The sequence below is a fragment of the Paenibacillus mangrovi genome (genome assembly GCF_022898935.1).
Taxonomy (GTDB): Bacteria; Bacillota; Bacilli; order Paenibacillales; family Paenibacillaceae; genus Paenibacillus_AQ; species Paenibacillus_AQ mangrovi.
Genome location: NZ_JALIRP010000002.1, coordinates 717,138 through 736,869 on the forward strand (window position 1 = coordinate 717,138; position 19,732 = coordinate 736,869).

The following is a 19,732-nucleotide window of genomic DNA, read 5'->3' on the forward strand; positions in this document are numbered from 1 at the left end:
AGAGACATCATGGCAGCTAATAAAATGCGTTCAGACATGATCAAAAAAGGCTTCGACCGTGCACCACACCGTAGTTTGCTGCGTGCAGCCGGCGTAAAAGAAGAAGATTTCGGCAAACCGTTTATTGCCGTATGCAACTCCTACATCGACATCGTTCCAGGACATGTGCATTTGCAGGAATTCGGCAAGATCGTCAAGGAAGCCATCCGTGAAGCCGGCGGCGTTCCGTTCGAATTCAACACCATCGGCGTTGACGATGGCATCGCAATGGGCCATATCGGTATGCGTTATTCGCTGCCAAGCCGCGAAATTATTGCGGATTCCCTTGAAACCGTTGTATCCGCCCACTGGTTCGACGGCATGGTCTGCATTCCGAACTGTGACAAAATCACTCCCGGAATGCTAATGGGCGCACTGCGCGTTAACATTCCGACCATCTTCGTGAGCGGCGGACCAATGAAAGCCGGCGTAGACAGCAAAGGTCGCAGACTTTCTCTGACCTCCGTATTCGAAGGTGTTGGCGCCCACCAGGTTGGTAAGATCTCTGATGAGGACCTGATGGAGCTTGAACAATACGGCTGTCCAACCTGCGGATCCTGCTCCGGTATGTTTACGGCAAACTCCATGAACTGTCTGGCGGAAGCACTCGGACTCGCTATGCCGGGCAACGGAACCATCCTGGCTGTGGCTGAAGAACGCAAGGAATTCGTCAAGCAATCGGCACGCCAGCTGATGGAACTTGTTAAAATGGACCTCAAACCGCGTGATATCGTAACACGTGAATCGATTGACAACGCCTTCGCTCTCGATATGGCCATGGGCGGCTCTACCAACACCGTCCTTCATACCCTGGCGCTTGCCCAAGAGGCAGGCATCGATTATCCGCTGGAACGGATTAATGAAGTTGCAAACCGAGTTCCTCATATCTCGAAGCTGGCACCAGCTTCCGATTACTTCATTGAGGACGTTCATACCGCCGGTGGTGTAAGTGCCGTGCTGCATGAGCTTCTGAAAAAACCGGGCGCTCTGTTCGGCGACTGCATGACCGTCACCGGCAAAACCATCGCCGAAAACGTGGAAGGCTGCGAAATCTTGGACAAAAACGTTATCCACCCGATTGATCAGCCATATTCCGAGCGCGGCGGTCTGGCCGTATTGTACGGCAACCTGGCACCAGAGGGATCGATTATCAAGGTTGGTGCGGTAGACCCTTCAGTAGGCGGATATCATAAAGGCCCTGCTATCTGCTTCGATTCCCAAGAGGAAGCTCTTGAAGGCATCGCAAACGGTAAAGTCAAAGAAGGCATGGTCGTGGTTATCCGTTATGAAGGTCCTAAGGGCGGACCTGGCATGCCAGAGATGCTCGCTCCTACTTCCCAGATCGTCGGCATGGGTCTTGGCGCCAAAGTCGGCCTGATCACCGATGGACGCTTCTCTGGCGCATCCCGCGGCATCAGCATCGGACATATCTCTCCGGAAGCTGCAGAAGGCGGACCAATCGCATTCGCTCAGGATGGAGACATCATCGAACTGGATTTGAACAACCGTAAGATCGAGCTTCACATCAGCGACGAAGAAATGGCTTCCCGCCGCTCCCAGTGGAAAGGCTTTGAACCAAAAGTGAAAACCGGGTACCTCGCCCGTTATTCCAAGCTTGTAACCAACGCCAGCCAAGGCGGTGTTATGAAGATCTAATCATTTCTTAATACAGTAAAAGGGCAGTAAGCACCGGTAGACATCGGAGCTGCTGCCCTTTCTTCATGTGTGCATGTTCCAAACGCCCTTTTATATCATGCTGAGCCTACGGCTCATCTGTAGATGAATGAACTCCAAACGTCGTATCCCAGCGAAAGTTTATTTTCCTACCAGAACAAAGACATTGCCGTCCGGGGCCTCCATAATAGCCACATGCCCGGACTCGGTCTCAAACGGTAAACCGATCCACTCGATCTCCTCATGCTTGCTTAATTCATGATATGCTTCCTGTACGTCATCAACTAGAATTTCGATTTCGGTGGATTGATTTTGAGGGTGGTTGCTGAGTACGAGTTCGGAGCTGTTCAGCTCAGGAAAGATCAATCCGACCAGCGTCCATACAAACCCGCTGTCCAGAACCCGCTCAATTCTCCAATTCTCTTTCAGTCCCATGGTCGTATAAAAAGCTAAAGATTTATCGATATCCTTCGTATGAATACATACACATTCCAGCTTCTTAAACATCGGAAGATCCCCTCCTCGCCATATCAGAACAAACGTTCCTATATGCCTATATTATTCCATTAGTAAAGGGAATGCAAGTATTTATTTCTATAAATTGGGTTAAAAGGCGCGCAAAAGCAGCTGACAGCAAAGAACCCTGCCGGCATTTCAAGCCATCAGGGTTCTTATTGCACTAGAGTATGAAATTATATTGCCGGGGTAGAGCCTTCCAATCCTTGCGTAGAAGCGGCCAGGCTTAGATCACTATCGTCGGCATGATCCGGGTGATCTTCACTTGAATGTTTCATTTCCTGGCGGTGGCGATGCGATCCGTTTTCTGCATACCGCTCAACTAATACGTCGATAGGCATAAGGATCATTTTCGGTACCAGCTGTTGGGAATGTTCCTTTAGACGGGAGTGTCCGGACGGATGGATGACGCTTAATAAAAATTTCAAATAGAGCCGTGTCGATTTTGAAACAAGCCCATCCTTCAAGTCAATGACCTGGAAACCGAACTGCTGTGGTCCACGATTTATCATGGATACGCCATAAAGCGCTTTGGCATTTCTGGCTCCCGAATCCTCCATCACGAGATGAGCCAATGGCGGAAGCTCCTTCTCCATAGAACGAATCATCTGAATTGCAATATGGACCGATGATCGCGACCGAACTCCGAAGTAGAACAGCTTTTCGTTATCGAAATGCAGTTCTACAACTTGATCACCCTTCTGCAGCATGATTCCGTTTTTGAGCTCAATGGTCTGCCCGCGGTATTTTCGCAGGCGGTAATGAAGAAACGGATCATGGGGATTCACGGTTTTTAGCCGAAACGCTTTGTGGAATATCGTCTCCCAGATCAGCCACAGTTTAACGATCACAAGCTTGCTGCGGGGAATCTTCTTTTCCATCGTTTTCTCTTTGGCCATAATCATCTCGTCTATCCGGATACTCTTCAGTCCGCGGCGCTTCGCTTCCTCAAGCACGCGCTCCAGTGCAATCAGCATTTGCTGCGGTGCATCGGGATTCGCCCCTGCCGTCGTGCCGCAATCATGAAGCAACAGCACCTCTCCTGGCTGCAGCTTGTTCAGCATCCGTTCTGTCAGTCGATCGGCACCGATTCGTTCTTTCCAGTCGCCAAACATGGCTGACCAGAGCACAATTTTAAACTTGCTGCCTCTCTTTTTCTTCAAATCGAAGAGATTGACGATCCCCCACGGTGGACGGTAATACGACGAACGCTCACCCGTAATGGAATAAATAATCTTATCGGTCTTCAAAATCTGCTGTGTCACGGTTGCCGGCCGCATCAGCCAGTTCGTTTTGTGAACATAATTATGAATGCCGATTAGATGACCTTCGTCATACATCCGTTTGACCAGCTCCGGATTCTTCTCGGCATGCGAGCCGACTACAAAAAAGGTCGCCTTGGCATCATAACGCTTAAGCAAATCGAGCAGCAGGGGCGTATACTGCGCGTCAGGCCCATCATCAAAAGTCAGCGCATATTCATGTTCGCCGCTGCCCCTCCGAAATACACGGAACCCGAAAATACGGGTAATGATTCCTGGAATAAACGCATAAAAAGTTGAAATATAAAACAACCAAAGCAGCAAGTTATCCATGTCATAATCCTCACTTTTCTGATTGACTTTGACTTGCCGAAAGGCAGGTTACTCTATAGAATGGACTAAGAGTGGAAAGTTATTACTAATCCAGGAAACCCGTCTCATTTCTGCATAAAAATTCAGCGCATCATAGAAAAATATTATAGACGCTATTTTTTATTTTATCACAGCCACCCGCGAAATAGGCATTTTTTTTGAAAATTTAGTTATGCTCAAAAATACATATGATTTTTCCATTTTTAACAAACCACCATAGCTCCGCAAGCTACGACTTCTGAGAAGCAAGCAGATTCATCATGTCACCGAATAAGGCCGTAGCCTGATTGCTTCCATCGGTGGGCATATTCTGGAACAGGACGGCAGCAGCGTATTTCGGCCGGTCAACAGGACCGTACCCGATGAACCACTGGTTGTTGCGCTGCCGCCCTTGGACAGTAACCTGTGCGGTGCCCGATTTCCCAGCCAGCCTCCACTTCGATTTCAGCAGCGATTTCGCGGTCCCCTCCGTAACCACCTTCTCCATCCAACCGCTGATCAGCTGAGCCGTTTCAGGCCGGATGCTTCCCGCATAAGAAGGTGAAAGATGAGGCTTGAGATTTTTCATAAGCTGTCCATTCGCGTAAGAAATACTCTCCACCATACGCGGCGCCAGAACCTGTCCCCCATGTAAAAGCGTGACTACCATATTGGCCGCCTGAAGCGGCGTGACACGTACATCCCTTTGACCGATGCCGGTCTGGGCTCTGGTGCCCCCATCAAGCGCAGCGGAATCACTCGAATATATCTTTCCGGCTTCCTCATGATCAAACGGCTTCAGCACAGGCATTCCTGCTATATTCTTGGCTTCCCATCCGACGGTTCGTCCAAGTCCCAGCTTACTGGCTGCATCCTCCAGATCTTCTCCGGACAAACGTTCCGACAGCTCCGCAAACACGACGTTGCAGGACTCGGCGAATGCTTTCCCTAGCGTAAGAGCCCCATGTCCTGAAGGCTTCCAGCAGGATAATCCGTATTTTCCATACCGGCCGGAGCAGAAGAACGTTTCATCCGCCGAGGTGACTCCCGCTTCCAAAGCTGCCGCGGCTACTACGGTTTTGAAAATAGAGCCCGGGGCAGCAGCCTGAACCGCCCTGTTATTCCAGGCTCCCTGCTCCAGATGAATATCCAGCGGATTGTAAAATGGCCGGGATACCATTGCAATGACGTCGGCATTGCTGGCATCGAGCAGCACAACTGCCCCCTCCTTCATTCCCGCCTTTTGAGTCAGGGCTTCGATCTTTTGCTGCAAAGAGAGGTCAATGGTCGTACGGACCCGCAGCGGATAATAAGGATTGTTTGGCGACTTTAATTGAACACCCGTACCGGGAATGGCACGATTCATGCCGTCAACAGAATAATAAGCCGTTGTCTGCCCCGCACCCCGAAGAAGCGGCTCCAGCATCTTTTCAAGGCCTGCAGCTCCTTCCCGGAATGCATAGCCAGTATGCGGCATATGCTTCTGATCCGGCCGTTCGGACAAGAAACCAAGCCATTGCATGCCGTTTGGTTTGTTCGCATACCGCTGCGAATACGGCAGAACCTCGATACCACTAAAATTAAGCCCAGATATATGTTCAGCCTGTCTTTGACTCAGAGCTAACGGTATGTTTTTATAAGGCCCCTGCCACAATATAGGAACGCTGAGATTGTTCCACATCGTGATAAGTTTGGCCGTATCAGTACCCAGAGCGCTTGCAACCTTGTCAATGCTTCCATCTTCATTACTCAAGGTTTTCCCATCTATTGGAAACAGAATGGCTGCAGACACAGTCTCTCCCGTGATGGGGACCCCTTTCCGGTCATATATATTCCCCCTGCCGGAATCCAAAACCACTCCCCGCTCACGCTGAAGGACAGACATCTCCTGAAGCGTATACATGCTGTCCGGCAGCTTCGCAGTACGGAATACCATCTGGATATAAGCTAATCTTATAATCAGAACAACCAGAATCCCTGTTAATAGAACGAGTCCATAGAAGATCCGCTTCTTCTGAATAAACATGATACACACCGTTCCCTTGTTCGACGTTTTTTTCCATTATGTCCTATTCATAAGACTTTTATCCCGGTTCTTAGCGGCACGCAGTTGCAAATAAAAGGGTTGCCACTGAAGGCCACACACCTTCGGGACAACCCTTTTAGCTGCTTCTTGAAAAAGCAATGCTGTATTAAATTGTGAACCGCGACAACGTCTCCTTGAGCTCATTGGATACATTTTCGAGTTTACCGGACAGCTGTACCAGCTGGCTGCTGATGCTTTGTTGTTCGTTGCTAAGTGAAGCGACTTCCTCGGAAGTGGCAGAGGATTCTTCAGCTACCGCACTGACGTTGCTCATGGCATCTGACAAAATCTCCTGGGAATGATTTAACGTTTCAATAGATTGCGTTACGGTATCCAAACGCTGCGTGAAATCGGACATCTGCTCCCGCACGGAAACAAAGATATCGTTCGTTTCCTTCACCGAATTCATTTGCTCCTGGAATAACGGGTTTGCTTCCTGCAAAGCCTCAACCGTTTCATTCATTTCATGCATAATTTTCTCAGTGATCTGGCCTACCATGTCAATGGACTGTCTGGATTGTTCAGCCAGCTGGCGGATCTCGTCGGCAACAACCATAAATCCTTTGCCTGCAGCCCCTGCACGTGCAGCTTCAATCGTTGCATTGAGCGACAAAATATTCGTTTGCTTCGTAATATTTTGCAGTACCTCAAGCACTTTGTTCACAGACATCGTTGTTTGCTTTAGGTTATCCACTTTGTGCATGAGGGAACGAGTCATATCTTCCGTTCGATGCGTTTTTTCCATCAGATTATTCAAATGCTTGGTACCGCGATCACTCGACTCCTCGACGTGATGGGCGCTACTACTCATCTCATCATTGGCCGTTACGACAAGCTGCATTTGACGTGAAATATTATCCGTCAGCTCATTGCCCCGTTCCGCTTCAGTAGCCAGACTGCTCGCTCCGCTCGCGATTTCCTCGGTTGCAACCGCAATTTCTTTGGCGGAAAGAGCCGTCTTCTTGGAAGCGTCCGTCAGCTCGCTCGCTGTTTCGAGAACCGCTAGAGCCGTTGTATTCGTCTGCTGCACAAGATTCGTTATTTGATCCATCATCAAGTTGAAGCTTCTTCCCAGCTCGCCGATTTCATCGGAAGATTTATTTTCCATCCGGACCTTCAGGTTCCCTTTGGAGCCTTCGATCATTAAGTCCTTAAGACGGCTTAACGGTTTGGCAATCATAAGAACCATCCAGAAGCCGATCAGAATGGCGATAATGACAACCACCAGTACCAGACTCAGAGTCAGCACTAGAATACCCTGAGCGTCCTTTACGAGCAGTTCTGTTGGGATTGTACCTACTAATCTCCACCCGGTCGTTTTAAGTGTATTATATCCAGCCAAAATGTTGTGCTTTTCACTATCTTCCGTATAGAGACTGTTAGAATCATCTTTCTGATCCTTCATAAAAGCGAAGTCTGATACTTCTCCTGCCTCATTCGCCTGGCTTGAACCCACTACCTTATTATCAGGAGAAATCAACTGCAGCTTGCTGCCTTCGCCCAAATTGATAGCCTTCAACTGATCTTCAATCAGTGATGTTTTCAGTTCAATGACGATGACAAAGGTTTTTCCGCCGCCAGACAAGCTTTGCATAGGACGAACCATTTTGAAATTGCTCTCACCGTCTTTTCCTTTTTCAGTAGGAACCCAGAAAGCTTTGTTCTGTTTCTGAGCCCGCTCGTACCACGCCTGATCCCGGATGGCATTCATGTCGGTGCTCGCAACACCAGCCATGATCGGATTTTGATTCGCATTCGGCGGAATCAGGTAGATTGCTTTAATGCTACTGTTGCTGTTAATCTGATTGCTCAGCTTTTTACTGATCTTATCATTTAAAACAAACATATCGTATCCACTAATCTCTGTGGAGGACATTTGATCGATCATCTTCTGAGTTTCCGGGTCAAAGAAGATCTGCATCGTCATATCCTCATACTGATTGAGAATGATATCAAGCTTTTCGGATGTCTGAATCATGGTTTGCTTGTTCGCCATTGCAGCATTATCCTTAATCGTGCTCTTCGCCTTGTTGTAAGACAATAGGCCTAATATTAATACAAAGGATACAATGGCGATAAAAAAGATCAAAAACAGTTTGACACCCACTGATTTTGTAGGATTAAGCCTTTTCAGCCGGGAAGCCGCATCGCGTATACTGAATACCTCTTTTTTGACGCCAGCTTGTCCCGAAACGGATGTTTCCCCCTGCTTCTCTTTCCGAAGTAGCTTCCCAAAGCGGTTTTTCTTGCCTTCTTTATGTTCTTTCTTTTGAACCTCTCCCATTTCCTCACCTACCGCATTAAATTCTTGTCTCATGTAATATGTAAGCAATCCCTACTTTATTCTTCGACATTTCCCCTTATTATTCTTTGGTTTTTTAGAAAAATTTTTATAACCTTTTTCCTAATTTGTATGATCCATTCGTCCCGGTTGCAAAAAAGTCGCTGAACTCAGGGAGTTCAGCGACTTATGATAAGTATGTCATATTCAAATAGGGAGTTTTAATGCTTTCTTCTCATCATATCGAAATATGCGACAGGCTGATCCACCTTCATGCGGATCCGATGCAAAGGATGACGTGCCGCTTCAAGAGGCTGGCCTTCCTCGTCCCACATTTCAGTTACAGTCTGCTTGAAGAAAGTGCCTTTCGGGCCGAAAAACTCGATTTCCTGCCCCAGCTTGAAATAATTGCGCTGCTGAATGACAGCTGTTTGCTCTGCCTCGTCGTACTCAAGCACAAGTCCGGCAAAATCATATGGCGCAGCCTTTTCTTCAGGCACATAGATATGATCCTCATGGTCCGGCGTGTCATAAAAGAATCCGGTATTCAGAGGACGGTTAGCCGCTTTATTCAGCTCATCCAGCCATTCGGACTTGAGCTCATAATGCTCCGGATCCTCAAAATACGCATCGATGGCCTGCCGGTATACATTAACAACCGTCGCCACATAATGAATGGACTTCATCCGTCCCTCGATTTTAAAACTGTCGATGCCTACCTCGATCAAATCTGGTATATTCTCTAGCATACATAAATCCTTGGAACCCATGGTAAAAGCATGATCGTCTTCTTCGAAGAGAGGTAGCTGTGTAATCCCGGGCTGCAAGACAGCTGGCGGCTCTGCCCCGGTAGAATTATCAGCCTGCTCTCTGGCATCTTCAAAAAGATCATATTTCCAGCGGCAGGACTGACAGCAGCCTCCCCGGTTGGAATCACGGTCTGTAAAATGGTTGGACAGCACGCAGCGGCCCGAAATCGATGAGCACATCGCACCGTGAATAAAGGCTTCGATTTCAATTTCCACGTTATTTTTGATTTCTGCAATCTCTTCCAGGCTCGCTTCCCTGCCGAGCACAACACGGGGAAGCCCTTCATCCTTCCAGAATTTAACGGCCTGCCAATTAATCGTAGACTGCTGGGTGCTGAGATGCACTTCCAGCAGCGGAACCGTCCGCTGGGCCACTTCGATTATAGCCGGGTCGGCGGCAATGATGGCTGAGATTCCAGCTTCATAGAGATTGCGCAAATACTCCTCGATGCCCTCAATATCCTCATTATGCGCGTAAATATTCGTAGCCACGAATACTTTTGCGCCATACTTTTTCGCGAATTCCACGCCCTCGCGCATTTCCTCGAAGGTAAAATTGTCCGCGTTCGAACGCAGCCCATATTTTTGACCGCCGATGTATACTGCATCCGCTCCATAATGAACGGCAAATTTCAATTTTTCCAGATTTCCTGCAGGTGCCAGCAGCTCCGGCTTTTCAAGACGGACCCGTTTCCCCTGGTATTTTGGCTTAGAAAGCAGTTTTTCCACGATGATGACACCTCCATTGATAACCTAGTAGACTTGTTCCTTATAAAAGAATCCGAACGTCAGCTCACGCTCCGGATCCTGAAGCTCACGGATCCTATCCAGCCATTCCTCACGGAAACGGTAGCTGGCTGGGTTCGACTTATACGTATCAATCGCAGTACGATACGCTTTCACTACGGCGGTATTGTAGGATATAGTTTTCATGAATCCTTCGATTTTGAAGCTGTCGATGCCCGCCTGCAGCAGCAAATGCAGATCCTCTAGAATACAAATATCGTCTGAACTCATAATATGCGTCCCATTTTGATCTTCAAAAATCGGATATCTTTCCTGAGCACGGTCCGCCTCAACAAGAAATAATCCGCGTTCCTTGTCTATAATGCCTTCCTTAATCGGCCGTCCCTGATGAACCATGTAGCTCTCTACCAATCTCCGCTTCGCATGATACATATTCGTCATACCATGGACCTGAACCTGAGCTTCAATATCCAGATGCTCCTTAAGCTCCAGAATCTCATCCATGTTGAGCTCCTTAGCTGCCGCGATGCGAGAGGCACCTTTGCGCCCCCAATAATTGGCTGTAGCATAATTGGTAGACATCATTTCTGCGTTCCAGTGCAGTTTAATGGAAGGGGCATACATTTTGACCGCTGCAAGAACAGAAGGATCGCTGTACTCAATCGCATAAACACCAGCATCCTTCAAAAACAGAATATAGTCCGGCAGCAATTTGAGCATATCATTGGTCATCATGTTGGTCATATTTATGACGACTTTGACATTGTGGGCCTGTCCCAAGCGTACCGCTTCGCGGATTTCATGTTCTGAAAAATATCCCGGCAGCCTAAGTCCAAATACTGCATCACCGATCAGCAGCTCGGTTGCTCCCGCATCCATGTATGCTGAGCATTCCTGCAATGAACCGGCTGTAACCATAAGCTCATGTTGTTTCGTCATACGGCACCTCTTTTATTTCGTCGTGCTTTTACTCTTTTTAATGTTCTCTAAATGCTCCTGATACGTCTTGGCGAACAAATGCTCATGAGAGCCGTCCTTCTTAGTGACATAATACAAATATTCTGATGGTTCTGGGTTAAGTGCGGCTTCGATCGACGCGAGACTTGGACTGCAAATGGGTCCTGGCGGAAGTCCTTCATGCAGATAAGTGTTATAGGGACTTTCCACCTTCAAGTCTTTATACAGCAGCCTTTCCTTCGGTTCGGGCAGCGCATACTGTACCGTGGCGTCAATCTCAAGCTTCATATTTTTATCCAGACGGTTATAAATAACCCCTGCCACGATCGGCCGCTCCTTGTCCACTACAACCTCACGTTCAATCAGCGATGCAATGGTCAAAAGCTCATGCTGCGTGACACCCCGATCCTTCAGCTTCTGCTGAAAATCAGGAATACTGTCAATTTTACTTTGCATTTGCTCCATCATTCTATGATAAATGTCACTGACATTTGTTCCTTTTTTAAATTCATAAGTATCCGGGAACAGATATCCTTCTGACGCATGCTTCAGGTTAGGAATGTCTGAAACGCCTTTAAAGGCTTCCACTGCTTCATTTCCCGGGTGATCCGCCAGCTTGATAAAATCGTCTGCCGGGGTTCCCGTGACCTCACTGACCTTCTTGGCGATTTGCTCCACCGTGTAGCCTTCCGGAATCGTAATCCGGATCATGGCCTCCTTCACCACATCCCCGCTGTTCATCTTAGCGATGAGCTCATCGTAAGTGATTCCCGGCTTAGCCTCATATACACCTGCTTGAAAATGCGAACCTTCATGCTTCCATTTCAGATACCCTTTGAAAATCGTTGCATTTTTAATTAAGCCGCTATTCTCAAGTACATCAGCAATTTTGGAGGTTCCCATACCTGATTGAATCGTAAATTTCACAGCCTGGTCAGAGGCCTTTACTGGCTGCATGCCATTCCAAATGTAAAACGCCCCTCCCCCCGCTCCAAGCAGGAGAATGACCAGAATCACAAATACAACTTTACCAGCTTTCAAGAAAATCCAACCCTTCACAACCAAAAAGGGCGGTTTGCACCGCCCTCTTTATGTTTATTCATTTTGAAATTTTGTCTGCTCTTCGGAAGCTGCACATCCGTAAATTAATCCTCGATGTCAGGGAACGTCAATTCGTCATAGAGCTCGGTAATGCTTTCCCATTCATCGTCATCATCGATGGTCGCCAGCTCCAGATTTCCGCTCGGTGCTTTCACGACCTTCAAGATGTTGTATTCGCCACTCTGCTCCCCCGGGCTTTGCAGCACCGCATAGGTTTGGCCGCTTACTTCAAATTCCGCTGTCAGATCATAGACTTCGGTGGAACCGTCTTCATCCTCCAGCTCTACAGTCGGGCCGAATGCTTCCTTAAGCACGGAAGTCCATACAACCTGGTCTGCAGAAAAATCATTCATGGTCATTACCTCCATCAAGTTCAGCAACCAACGTGTTGAAGGTTTCCTCTACGATCTCCCACTCTGCATCATCCTCGATCATGTAGAGCTTAAGGTCTTCTCCGTCTTCTTCATAACGGAATGCGTACACCTCGTCGGTATCCTCGTCCCCAGCTTCGAGCGGAACAACCATCATGTACTTGGAGTCCGATCCATCAACCTCAAACTTCATGATGACTTCGAATTCTTCCTCATTGCCTTCGTCATCGGGAATATAAATAATATCCGGTTCTTCCTCAAAATAGTTACGCTCGTTGGCCATCTGTTATCACCCTCACCCTTTAGTCTTTGAGTCTAAATAATTTTGCAAAATCAAGCTTGCAGCCATTTTATCTACAACTTGCTTTCGCTTCTTCCGGCTGACATCAGCCTCAATCAGCGTCCGCTCGGCAGACACGGTTGTCAGCCGCTCATCCCACAGGTGGACGGGTAATTCCAGCATTTCCTTAAGCTTGTCAGCGAAATCAATGCAGATTTCACCTCGGGGACCAATGCTACCATTCATGTTTTTGGGCAATCCGACGACGATTTCTTCCACCTCGTTCTCACGGACCAGGTCCGCGATACGCTGCATCTCAGAACCATCACGCCGGCGTTCCACCACTTCAAGCCCCTGGGCAGTCCATCCGAATAGATCACTGACGGCAACACCAATTTTGCGGTCGCCGTAGTCCAACCCCATGATTCTCATAAAGCTCTCCTATCGGTGATTGGCTAAGTAGAACCGGACCAGCTCTTCAATCAACTCATCACGCTCTTTTTTTCTTACCAGGCTTCTGGCATTGCTATGGCGCGGAATGTAGGCCGGATCTCCAGAGAGAAGGTAACCTACGATCTGGTTAATGGGATTGTACTCCTTTTCAACCAGCGCGTCATACACCGTCAGAAGGATATCCTTGGAGGATGCTTCCTTCTCATCGCCCTTAACACTAAACTTCATTGTCTTATCCATGGAGTCCATTTGTGACACCTCGCTTCTTCAAAAGCATACCTAGGCATACTTTGATGAATTGATTCATTAGGCTTCATATCTTCTTCTAATATAACATACTCATCCCGCTGTAAGTAAACTCCAAGGACAAATAAAACGAAATTTATTCGAATTATATGCCATAGCTTTTATTTTTAATCAAAGGCTTTTGCAAAACCTTATTTTCGGGTAACTGCAAAAGCCTTTCAAAAACCTATATTTTACGCCTTGGATACGAGCTCTTCGGCAAGCTTCAGTGCTTCATCCAGTTTGCTTGCGTCTTTAGCCCCTGCCTGCGCCATGTCCGGACGGCCGCCGCCGCCTCCGCCGCAGACCGAAGCGATTTCTTTGACCAGTTTGCCTGCATGCAGACCGGACTTGATCAGCTCCTGCGGTACAGAAACGACGAAGTTGACTTTATCTTCAATCGCCGCACCGAGTACCAGTACAGCCGATGGAAGCTTGTTCTTCAGCTCATCCGCAAGCGTACGAAGTCCATCCATGCTGCCAACGCTGACACGGACCGCGAGCAGTTCTTTGCCGCCAACCGTTTTCACTTGATCTGTCAGCTGTCCAGCTTCAATCATGCTCAGCTTGCTTTGCAGCGATTCATTTTCCCGGCTGAGCTCTTTCATTTGAGCATGAACCGATTCGATGCGCTTCGGCACGTCATTCAGATTGGATTTGAGCAGCTCAGCAGACTGCTTGAGCAGATCGAGCTGACCTTCAATATACTGGTAAGCGGAACGGCCGGTTACCGCTTCGATCCGGCGGACACCGGAACCGATGCCGCTTTCGCTTACCAGTTTGAAGATGCCGATCTCCGATGTGTTGCTGACATGACAGCCGCCGCAAAGCTCAAGGCTGAATTCTCCAACCTGAACGACACGCACAACGTCACCGTATTTTTCACCGAAGAGCGCCATGGCACCCATCGACTTGGCTTCATCAATCGGCTTGTATTCAATATTCACGTTAATACCGTTCCAGATCTGTTCGTTGACGCGGCGCTCAATATCTGCCAGCTCTTCAGGTGTGATGCTGCCGAAATGTGAGAAGTCGAAACGCAGACGTTGTGGCTCTACCAAGGAACCTGCCTGATTGACATGCTCGCCGAGCACTTCTTTTAATGCCTTATGCAGCAGGTGCGTAGCCGTATGGTTTTTAACAATATCACGGCGCTTGGCTTGATCTACTTCCGCTTTAACCGTTTCGCCAACCTTCAGTTCACCGGCTTCCACCGTCACAACATGCACATGCTGGCCATGCGGAGCCTTGTACAGGCCTTCGACTTTTGCGGTGACGCTTCCGCCGCGCAGAAGACCCTGGTCGCTGACCTGACCGCCGCTTTCGGCATAGAAAGGCGTCGAATCCAGAATAACCTGGCACGATTGCCCTTCACCGGCAACGTCCACCATGGTATCGTCCACAATAAGAGCCAAAATTTTCGATTCGGTTACGGTGTCATTATATCCAACAAACTCGCTTTTAACCGTATAGTCGGAAAGCACGCCGCCCTGTACCTTCATGCCGCCGTTATCTTGACGGGCTGCACGCGCGCGGTCGCGCTGCTCTTGCATGGAAGCATCGAAGCCTTCACGGTCCACAGTAAGTCCATGCTCCATCGCATAGTCTTCCGTCAAATCAAGCGGAAATCCGTAGGTATCGTACAGCTTGAAGGCATCGGAACCGCTGATCATTTTGCTGCTCTCCAGAGCCTTTTTGCTTATATCCTCAAGAATGGCAAGACCTTCAGTGAGCGTTTCATGGAAACGTTCTTCCTCGGTACGGATAACTTTCTCGATAAACTCGCGTTTCTCGACAACCTCAGGGTAGTATACGCCCATAATGTCGCCGACAGTTTCCGTCAGTGTATACAGGAATGGACGGTCCAGACCCAGCACTTTTCCGTAACGTACGGCACGGCGGAGCAAGCGGCGGATGACATATCCACGTCCTTCATTGGAAGGCAGTACGCCGTCAGCTACGGCAAAAGCAACCGTACGAATATGGTCGGCAATGACTTTAAGCGCCACGTCTTTCTCTACGCTATCGTTGTATTTAACGCCTGCTAGCTTGGCCGTTTGCTGGATGATCGGCTGGAACAGATCGGTGTCGAAGTTCGAATCCACATCCTGCAGAATGGAAGCAAAACGCTCCAGGCCGGCGCCTGTATCAATATTTTTGTTCGGAAGCGGCGTATAGGAGCCGTCCTTATTGTGGTTGAACTGCGAGAATACAAGGTTCCATACTTCGAGGAAACGTTCATTTTCTCCGCCCGGGAACATTTCAGGATCAGACAGATCTCCGTATGCCTCACCGCGGTCATAGAAAATTTCGGTACAAGGTCCGCAAGGGCCTTCGCCGATATCCCAGAAGTTGTCCTCCAGCTTTACAATGCGCTCAGCCGGCAGGCCGATTTTTTCATTCCAGAACTTGAAGGCTTCCTCATCTTCCGGATACACCGTTACAGACAAACGCTCCGGATCAAAGCCGATCCATTCCTTGCCGGTTAGAAACTCCCAAGCCCATGTAATGGCTTCTTCTTTAAAATAATCGCCGATCGAGAAGTTGCCGAGCATTTCGAAAAACGTGTGGTGACGGCGGGTTTTGCCCACATTCTCGATATCGTTGGTACGGATACATTTCTGCGAGTTCGTCAGACGCGGATTCTCAGGGCTGATCCGTCCGTCGAAATACGGCTTCAGCGGCGCCATTCCCGCATTAATCCACAGAAGGGATGGGTCGTTGTGCGGAACGAGCGGAGCGCTCGGTTCGATCTTGTGTCCTTTACTTGCGAAAAATTCCAGCCATTTGGAACGGATTTCACTTGCTTTCATGATTTACAGCCTCCAGATTTAAATTGGTCTTTCTTTCAGTAAATCCTTAGAAAGAAACATAAAAACGCCCCTGAAATAATTTCAGGGACGATCATATCGCGGTACCACCCTGGTTATCGCTCTTCGTATCCACAGCATTCAAAGCACCTTCGTGTATGCCGCTGCTACCCTGGAGCGATCTCCTCGTAATAGCCTGTAACGGGGCCAGCCGGCGGGGTTTGCCCGCACTCAGAAATCAGCTTTCCGGTCAGCGCACGCATGCGGATTCTTGCAGCCAACACGCGGGACGCGTGAGGAATCCGTTCTCTGTCACATGGAGCATTTCTGCCGTACTTTATTTCATCGTCGTTTTGTCCATTTTGCTCATATGTAATCAAGTATATCGGCGCTGCAATTGAATGTCAATGAGGCAGCTTATATGGTTTTCCTCTTCACATAATAAGCAAATATATGCTGAATCAGCACCTTGAGCACCGCAAAAAACGGAACCGCCAGAATTAGGCCCACGATGCCTGCGAGCTCTCCGCCAACGAGGAGCGCAAAAATGATCATCATCGGGTGAAGATTGAGCTTTTTGCCCACCACCTGCGGCGAAATCACATTGCTTTCGAGCAGCTGGCAGATCCAGTTGACGGCAACGACGAGCAGTACCAATTTCCATGAGATGGTCGATGCCATTACCACAGCCGGAGCTGCCCCCAGAAATGGCCCGAGGTAGGGAACAATATTGAATACAGCGACGATGCTGGCCATCAGGAGCGCGTACGGCATGTTGATCAGCATATATCCGATGTAGGCCAGAACACCAATGATTACGCAGACCAGAAACTGTCCCCGCACGTAATTTCCGAGCGCAAAATCAATTTCCCTGAGCAGGCTGACCGTAGCTTTTCTCCGGGAACGGGGTAGATAAGATACGATAGCTCTCTCGAAAACGTCGAAGTCCTTGAGAATATAGAAAATGAGAAACGGGATGATGAATAAATTCAAAACCACATTAATGGTCGTTCCGATATTGTCGATAAATTCGGAAATGCCTGTCGCCAGCCTCTCTTCCCATTGTAAAAACCATCGGTCCACGCCGGCCATCACCCCGTCCGGAAGATACTCCTGATCCAGCCTTGTCATCAGACTCTGGGCATGCATGGTCATCTCAGGAAGATGGTCATTCAGCTCCTCCATCTGCTCCACTAGCATTGGAATCATATTGATGAGAATGACAGCCAGGCAGGTCAGAAACACGGCATAGATCAGCAGCACCGCTATACTTCGCGGCATCTTCCGGTCTGCCAGCATGCAGACGACGGGATTCAGCACATACGAAATGATCATCGCCACGATAAATGGTGCCAGAATGGCTTTGAGAAAGTGGTATATATTCATAAACATGGGGCGAAGCAGCCATATGAAATAGAGCGCGATAAGGCCGAGGATGACCCAAATCAATAAATGAAACCATTTGTTTGCGGTCAGTTTCTCCAAGCGGTTGTCCTCCTTTTGGACTTGCTGTACACGTTATTATATGTACGAAAGGAAAAAATTAACCTTCAACCTCATCCAGTTACAAGCCCCGCATGCCAAAAGAAACCCATCACTAACGTGCGCCGCAAGCGGGCGCTAGTGATGGGCTTCTTTTTTAACAAACACGTATGTTCATAAGTTCACTTTCAGTTGGATGCATGAATCTGCGGGAAATCCTGAGGGACTTCTTCGAAAAACAGATCATCCAGCGAACTGAGTGTTCCATCTTCCTCTACCTGGTACACGGACATTTTTTCTCCGTTGACCGTCAGTTCGATAAAGCAGCCCCAGCAATAAAACTGGTGGGAACCGATTTTACCGATATCTTTGGAATTGCAGTTGGGACATCTCATATTCATATATCACCTATCCGTTGTCAGAATGAATGGTTCTCTCCAAGCGCTCTTCGCTCATTGGCGGGACCATTATCGCATTTTTGCCGATGGACATGCCCTCTACAAGCAGCAGCCATTTGCGGCCTTCCATCAAATCCGAGACGAAGCCGTCGCTGATTTCCAGACCTAATATTGTATTTCCCATTTCCTGGTCAAAATAAACGTCCGTTACTTTCCCAAGCAGGACGCCATCCTCTGTTAAGACATTCAAGTCCTTTAATTTATTTTTACCCAGAAGATAAGTGAATTTTATGTCGTCGGCCGTCGTCTTCCGAACAGCCTGTTGATTACGAATCATCACAGCGTCTTCACCGTAAGCCATAATATCCTTCCAGGACACCGACTTGGCCGAACCGGAGAAAAACCCTGTGCTCTCAAGTACAAGAGCTTGGATCTCCCAGCATTCGCTGATCAATACATCGCAGATTTTTCCGATTTCTTTACCTTCCTCTATATCAAAAACATCAAGACCGATCAATTCTTGAAACTTCATAGCAAGGATCCCACCTATCCCTATTTAGATTGAAACCAAGGAAATCCCGGCTAAAGCGGGACGGATGCCTCACAGGCACCCGAGTCCTTTCGTCTCAGGATGGTACGGAACACTCATCCCTCCTTGTCCATACATAGAGAATCCTTAACTTCTATTACGTAAACGACGAAGAATAGTTGCAATTTTTTGGGCGGTGTATTCCATATCTTCAGTAGTATTACCCAATCCAAAGCTAAAACGAATCGCGGAACGCAAAACATTTTGTGGAAGTTTCATAGCTTGGAGTACATGTGACACTTCAAGGGAACCCGAGGTGCATGCCGAGCCGCTGGCCGCCGCAATGCCTTCCATATCCAGATTCATCAGGAGCGTCTCCGTGTCTGTGTCCGAGAAGCTGATATTCAGAATGTGAGGTAAAAATTCAGAGGGATGTCCGTTGATGACAAACGATTTTGGTCCAAGTTCCTCTCCGAGCAAGCGGATAAACGTATGCCGGAGCATGAGATCATGATCTCTGCGTTCCTCCAGATGAGCTGACGCAAGCTCAACAGCTTTGGCGAAGCCGGCGATGCCTGCCATATTTTCCGTGCCTGCGCGGCGTTTTTTCTCCTGCAGTCCTCCGTGCAGTCTGGGTGTCAGATGAACCCCGCGGCGGACATAAAGCGCGCCCACTCCCTGAGGACCATTGATTTTATGGGCGGAAAAGCTCATAAGATCTACGGGCAACACATGGCAGGAAATTGGAATAGCCCCTAAAGCCTGAACCGCATCCACATGAAAAAGAATGCCGCGGCTTCTAGCGAGCTCGCCAATCTCCTTAATCGGCTGAATGGAACCCACCTCATTATTGGCGTACATGATGCTGATCAGCACCGTATCTTCAGTAAGTGCATTCTCCACATCTGCTGTGTGAACCCGTCCCGTAGAATCTACCGGCAGATAGGTTACGTGGTATCCCTGCTTTTCCAGCTCTTCGCAGGCATGCAGTACCGCATGATGTTCGATCGATGAAGTTATGATATGCTTCCCGGCGCCTTCCATCGCGGACAATGCGCCGAACAAGGCAAGATTGTCGCTTTCTGTTCCGCCCGCAGTAAAGACTAGTTCGTCGGGATAGCATCCAAGAGACTGTGCAATCCGGTCTCTGGCGCCGCTCATCGTTCTCTTGGCAGAACGGCCGAAAGCATGCACGCTGGATGCGTTACCGAACTGACCGGTCATCACTCTCATCATTTCCTCAGCAACTTCTGGATGTACGGGTGTGGATGCCGCATGATCCAAATAAATGGAATTCATTA

General features: G+C 48.5%; 18 protein-coding genes. 1 reads left to right on the forward strand and 17 read right to left on the reverse strand.

Annotated elements, in window-relative coordinates:
* Positions 1–9 precede the first annotated feature (9 nt).
* Positions 10–1,695: a dihydroxy-acid dehydratase gene (gene ilvD, locus MUG84_RS07840; RefSeq protein WP_244723000.1), complete on the forward strand. Its 1,686-nt coding sequence runs from the start codon at positions 10–12 to the stop codon at positions 1,693–1,695.
* Positions 1,696–1,854: 159 nt separating this feature from the next.
* Here the strand turns inward: ilvD and MUG84_RS07845 are convergent, their stop codons facing one another.
* The 17 genes from MUG84_RS07845 to MUG84_RS07925 form a co-directional block, all read right to left on the reverse strand.
* A complete protein-coding gene (locus MUG84_RS07845) occupies positions 1,855–2,220 on the reverse strand; it encodes a VOC family protein (RefSeq protein WP_244723003.1) in 366 nt (121 codons plus the stop codon).
* Between the two features lie 185 nt (positions 2,221–2,405).
* On the reverse strand, positions 2,406–3,824 hold the full coding sequence (locus MUG84_RS07850; RefSeq protein ID WP_244723007.1) for a polysaccharide deacetylase family protein: 1,419 nt from the start codon (positions 3,822–3,824) through the stop codon (positions 2,406–2,408).
* Between the two features lie 268 nt (positions 3,825–4,092).
* Positions 4,093–5,868, reverse strand: a complete 1,776-nt coding sequence (locus tag MUG84_RS07855; RefSeq protein ID WP_244723025.1) for a peptidoglycan D,D-transpeptidase FtsI family protein — start codon at positions 5,866–5,868, stop codon at positions 4,093–4,095.
* A gap of 166 nt (positions 5,869–6,034) precedes the next feature.
* Positions 6,035–8,245 (reverse strand): methyl-accepting chemotaxis protein, encoded by a 2,211-nt coding sequence (locus MUG84_RS07860; RefSeq protein ID WP_244723026.1) that lies wholly within the window; start codon positions 8,243–8,245, stop codon positions 6,035–6,037.
* A gap of 185 nt (positions 8,246–8,430) precedes the next feature.
* Positions 8,431–9,747, reverse strand: coding sequence for a peptidase U32 family protein (locus MUG84_RS07865; protein WP_244723027.1), 1,317 nt, complete (start codon positions 9,745–9,747; stop codon positions 8,431–8,433).
* A gap of 24 nt (positions 9,748–9,771) precedes the next feature.
* Positions 9,772–10,704, reverse strand: a complete 933-nt coding sequence (locus MUG84_RS07870) for a peptidase U32 family protein (protein WP_244723028.1) — start codon at positions 10,702–10,704, stop codon at positions 9,772–9,774.
* Positions 10,705–10,716: 12 nt separating this feature from the next.
* Positions 10,717–11,763, reverse strand: a complete 1,047-nt coding sequence (gene mltG / locus MUG84_RS07875) for an endolytic transglycosylase MltG (RefSeq protein WP_244723032.1) — start codon at positions 11,761–11,763, stop codon at positions 10,717–10,719.
* A 104-nt stretch (positions 11,764–11,867) separates the two neighbouring features.
* Positions 11,868–12,176, reverse strand: a complete 309-nt coding sequence (locus MUG84_RS07880) for a DUF1292 domain-containing protein (protein WP_244723034.1) — start codon at positions 12,174–12,176, stop codon at positions 11,868–11,870.
* Entirely contained in the window at positions 12,169–12,477 is a 309-nt protein-coding gene (locus MUG84_RS07885; protein ID WP_244723037.1) for a DUF1292 domain-containing protein, read from the reverse strand. The genes MUG84_RS07880 and MUG84_RS07885 overlap by 8 nt, the downstream gene beginning before the upstream one ends.
* Positions 12,478–12,489: 12 nt before the next feature.
* Positions 12,490–12,906, reverse strand: coding sequence for a Holliday junction resolvase RuvX (ruvX, locus tag MUG84_RS07890; RefSeq protein ID WP_244723039.1), 417 nt, complete (start codon positions 12,904–12,906; stop codon positions 12,490–12,492).
* Positions 12,907–12,915: 9 nt separating this feature from the next.
* Entirely contained in the window at positions 12,916–13,176 is a 261-nt protein-coding gene (locus tag MUG84_RS07895; protein WP_244723041.1) for an IreB family regulatory phosphoprotein, read from the reverse strand.
* Between the two features lie 230 nt (positions 13,177–13,406).
* Positions 13,407–16,025, reverse strand: a complete 2,619-nt coding sequence (gene alaS, locus MUG84_RS07900; RefSeq protein ID WP_244723043.1) for an alanine--tRNA ligase — start codon at positions 16,023–16,025, stop codon at positions 13,407–13,409.
* A gap of 164 nt (positions 16,026–16,189) precedes the next feature.
* Positions 16,190–16,402 (reverse strand): hypothetical protein, encoded by a 213-nt coding sequence (locus tag MUG84_RS07905; protein WP_244723046.1) that lies wholly within the window; start codon positions 16,400–16,402, stop codon positions 16,190–16,192.
* Positions 16,403–16,439: 37 nt separating this feature from the next.
* On the reverse strand, positions 16,440–17,507 hold the full coding sequence (locus tag MUG84_RS07910; protein WP_244723050.1) for an AI-2E family transporter: 1,068 nt from the start codon (positions 17,505–17,507) through the stop codon (positions 16,440–16,442).
* A gap of 185 nt (positions 17,508–17,692) precedes the next feature.
* Positions 17,693–17,899 (reverse strand): hypothetical protein, encoded by a 207-nt coding sequence (locus tag MUG84_RS07915; protein WP_244723053.1) that lies wholly within the window; start codon positions 17,897–17,899, stop codon positions 17,693–17,695.
* Between the two features lie 13 nt (positions 17,900–17,912).
* Complete coding sequence (locus MUG84_RS07920; protein WP_244723057.1) at positions 17,913–18,434, reverse strand: PRC-barrel domain-containing protein; 522 nt, start codon at positions 18,432–18,434, stop codon at positions 17,913–17,915.
* Between the two features lie 144 nt (positions 18,435–18,578).
* Positions 18,579–19,730: a cysteine desulfurase family protein gene (locus MUG84_RS07925; RefSeq protein WP_244723060.1), complete on the reverse strand. Its 1,152-nt coding sequence runs from the start codon at positions 19,728–19,730 to the stop codon at positions 18,579–18,581.
* Positions 19,731–19,732: the final 2 nt, after the last annotated feature.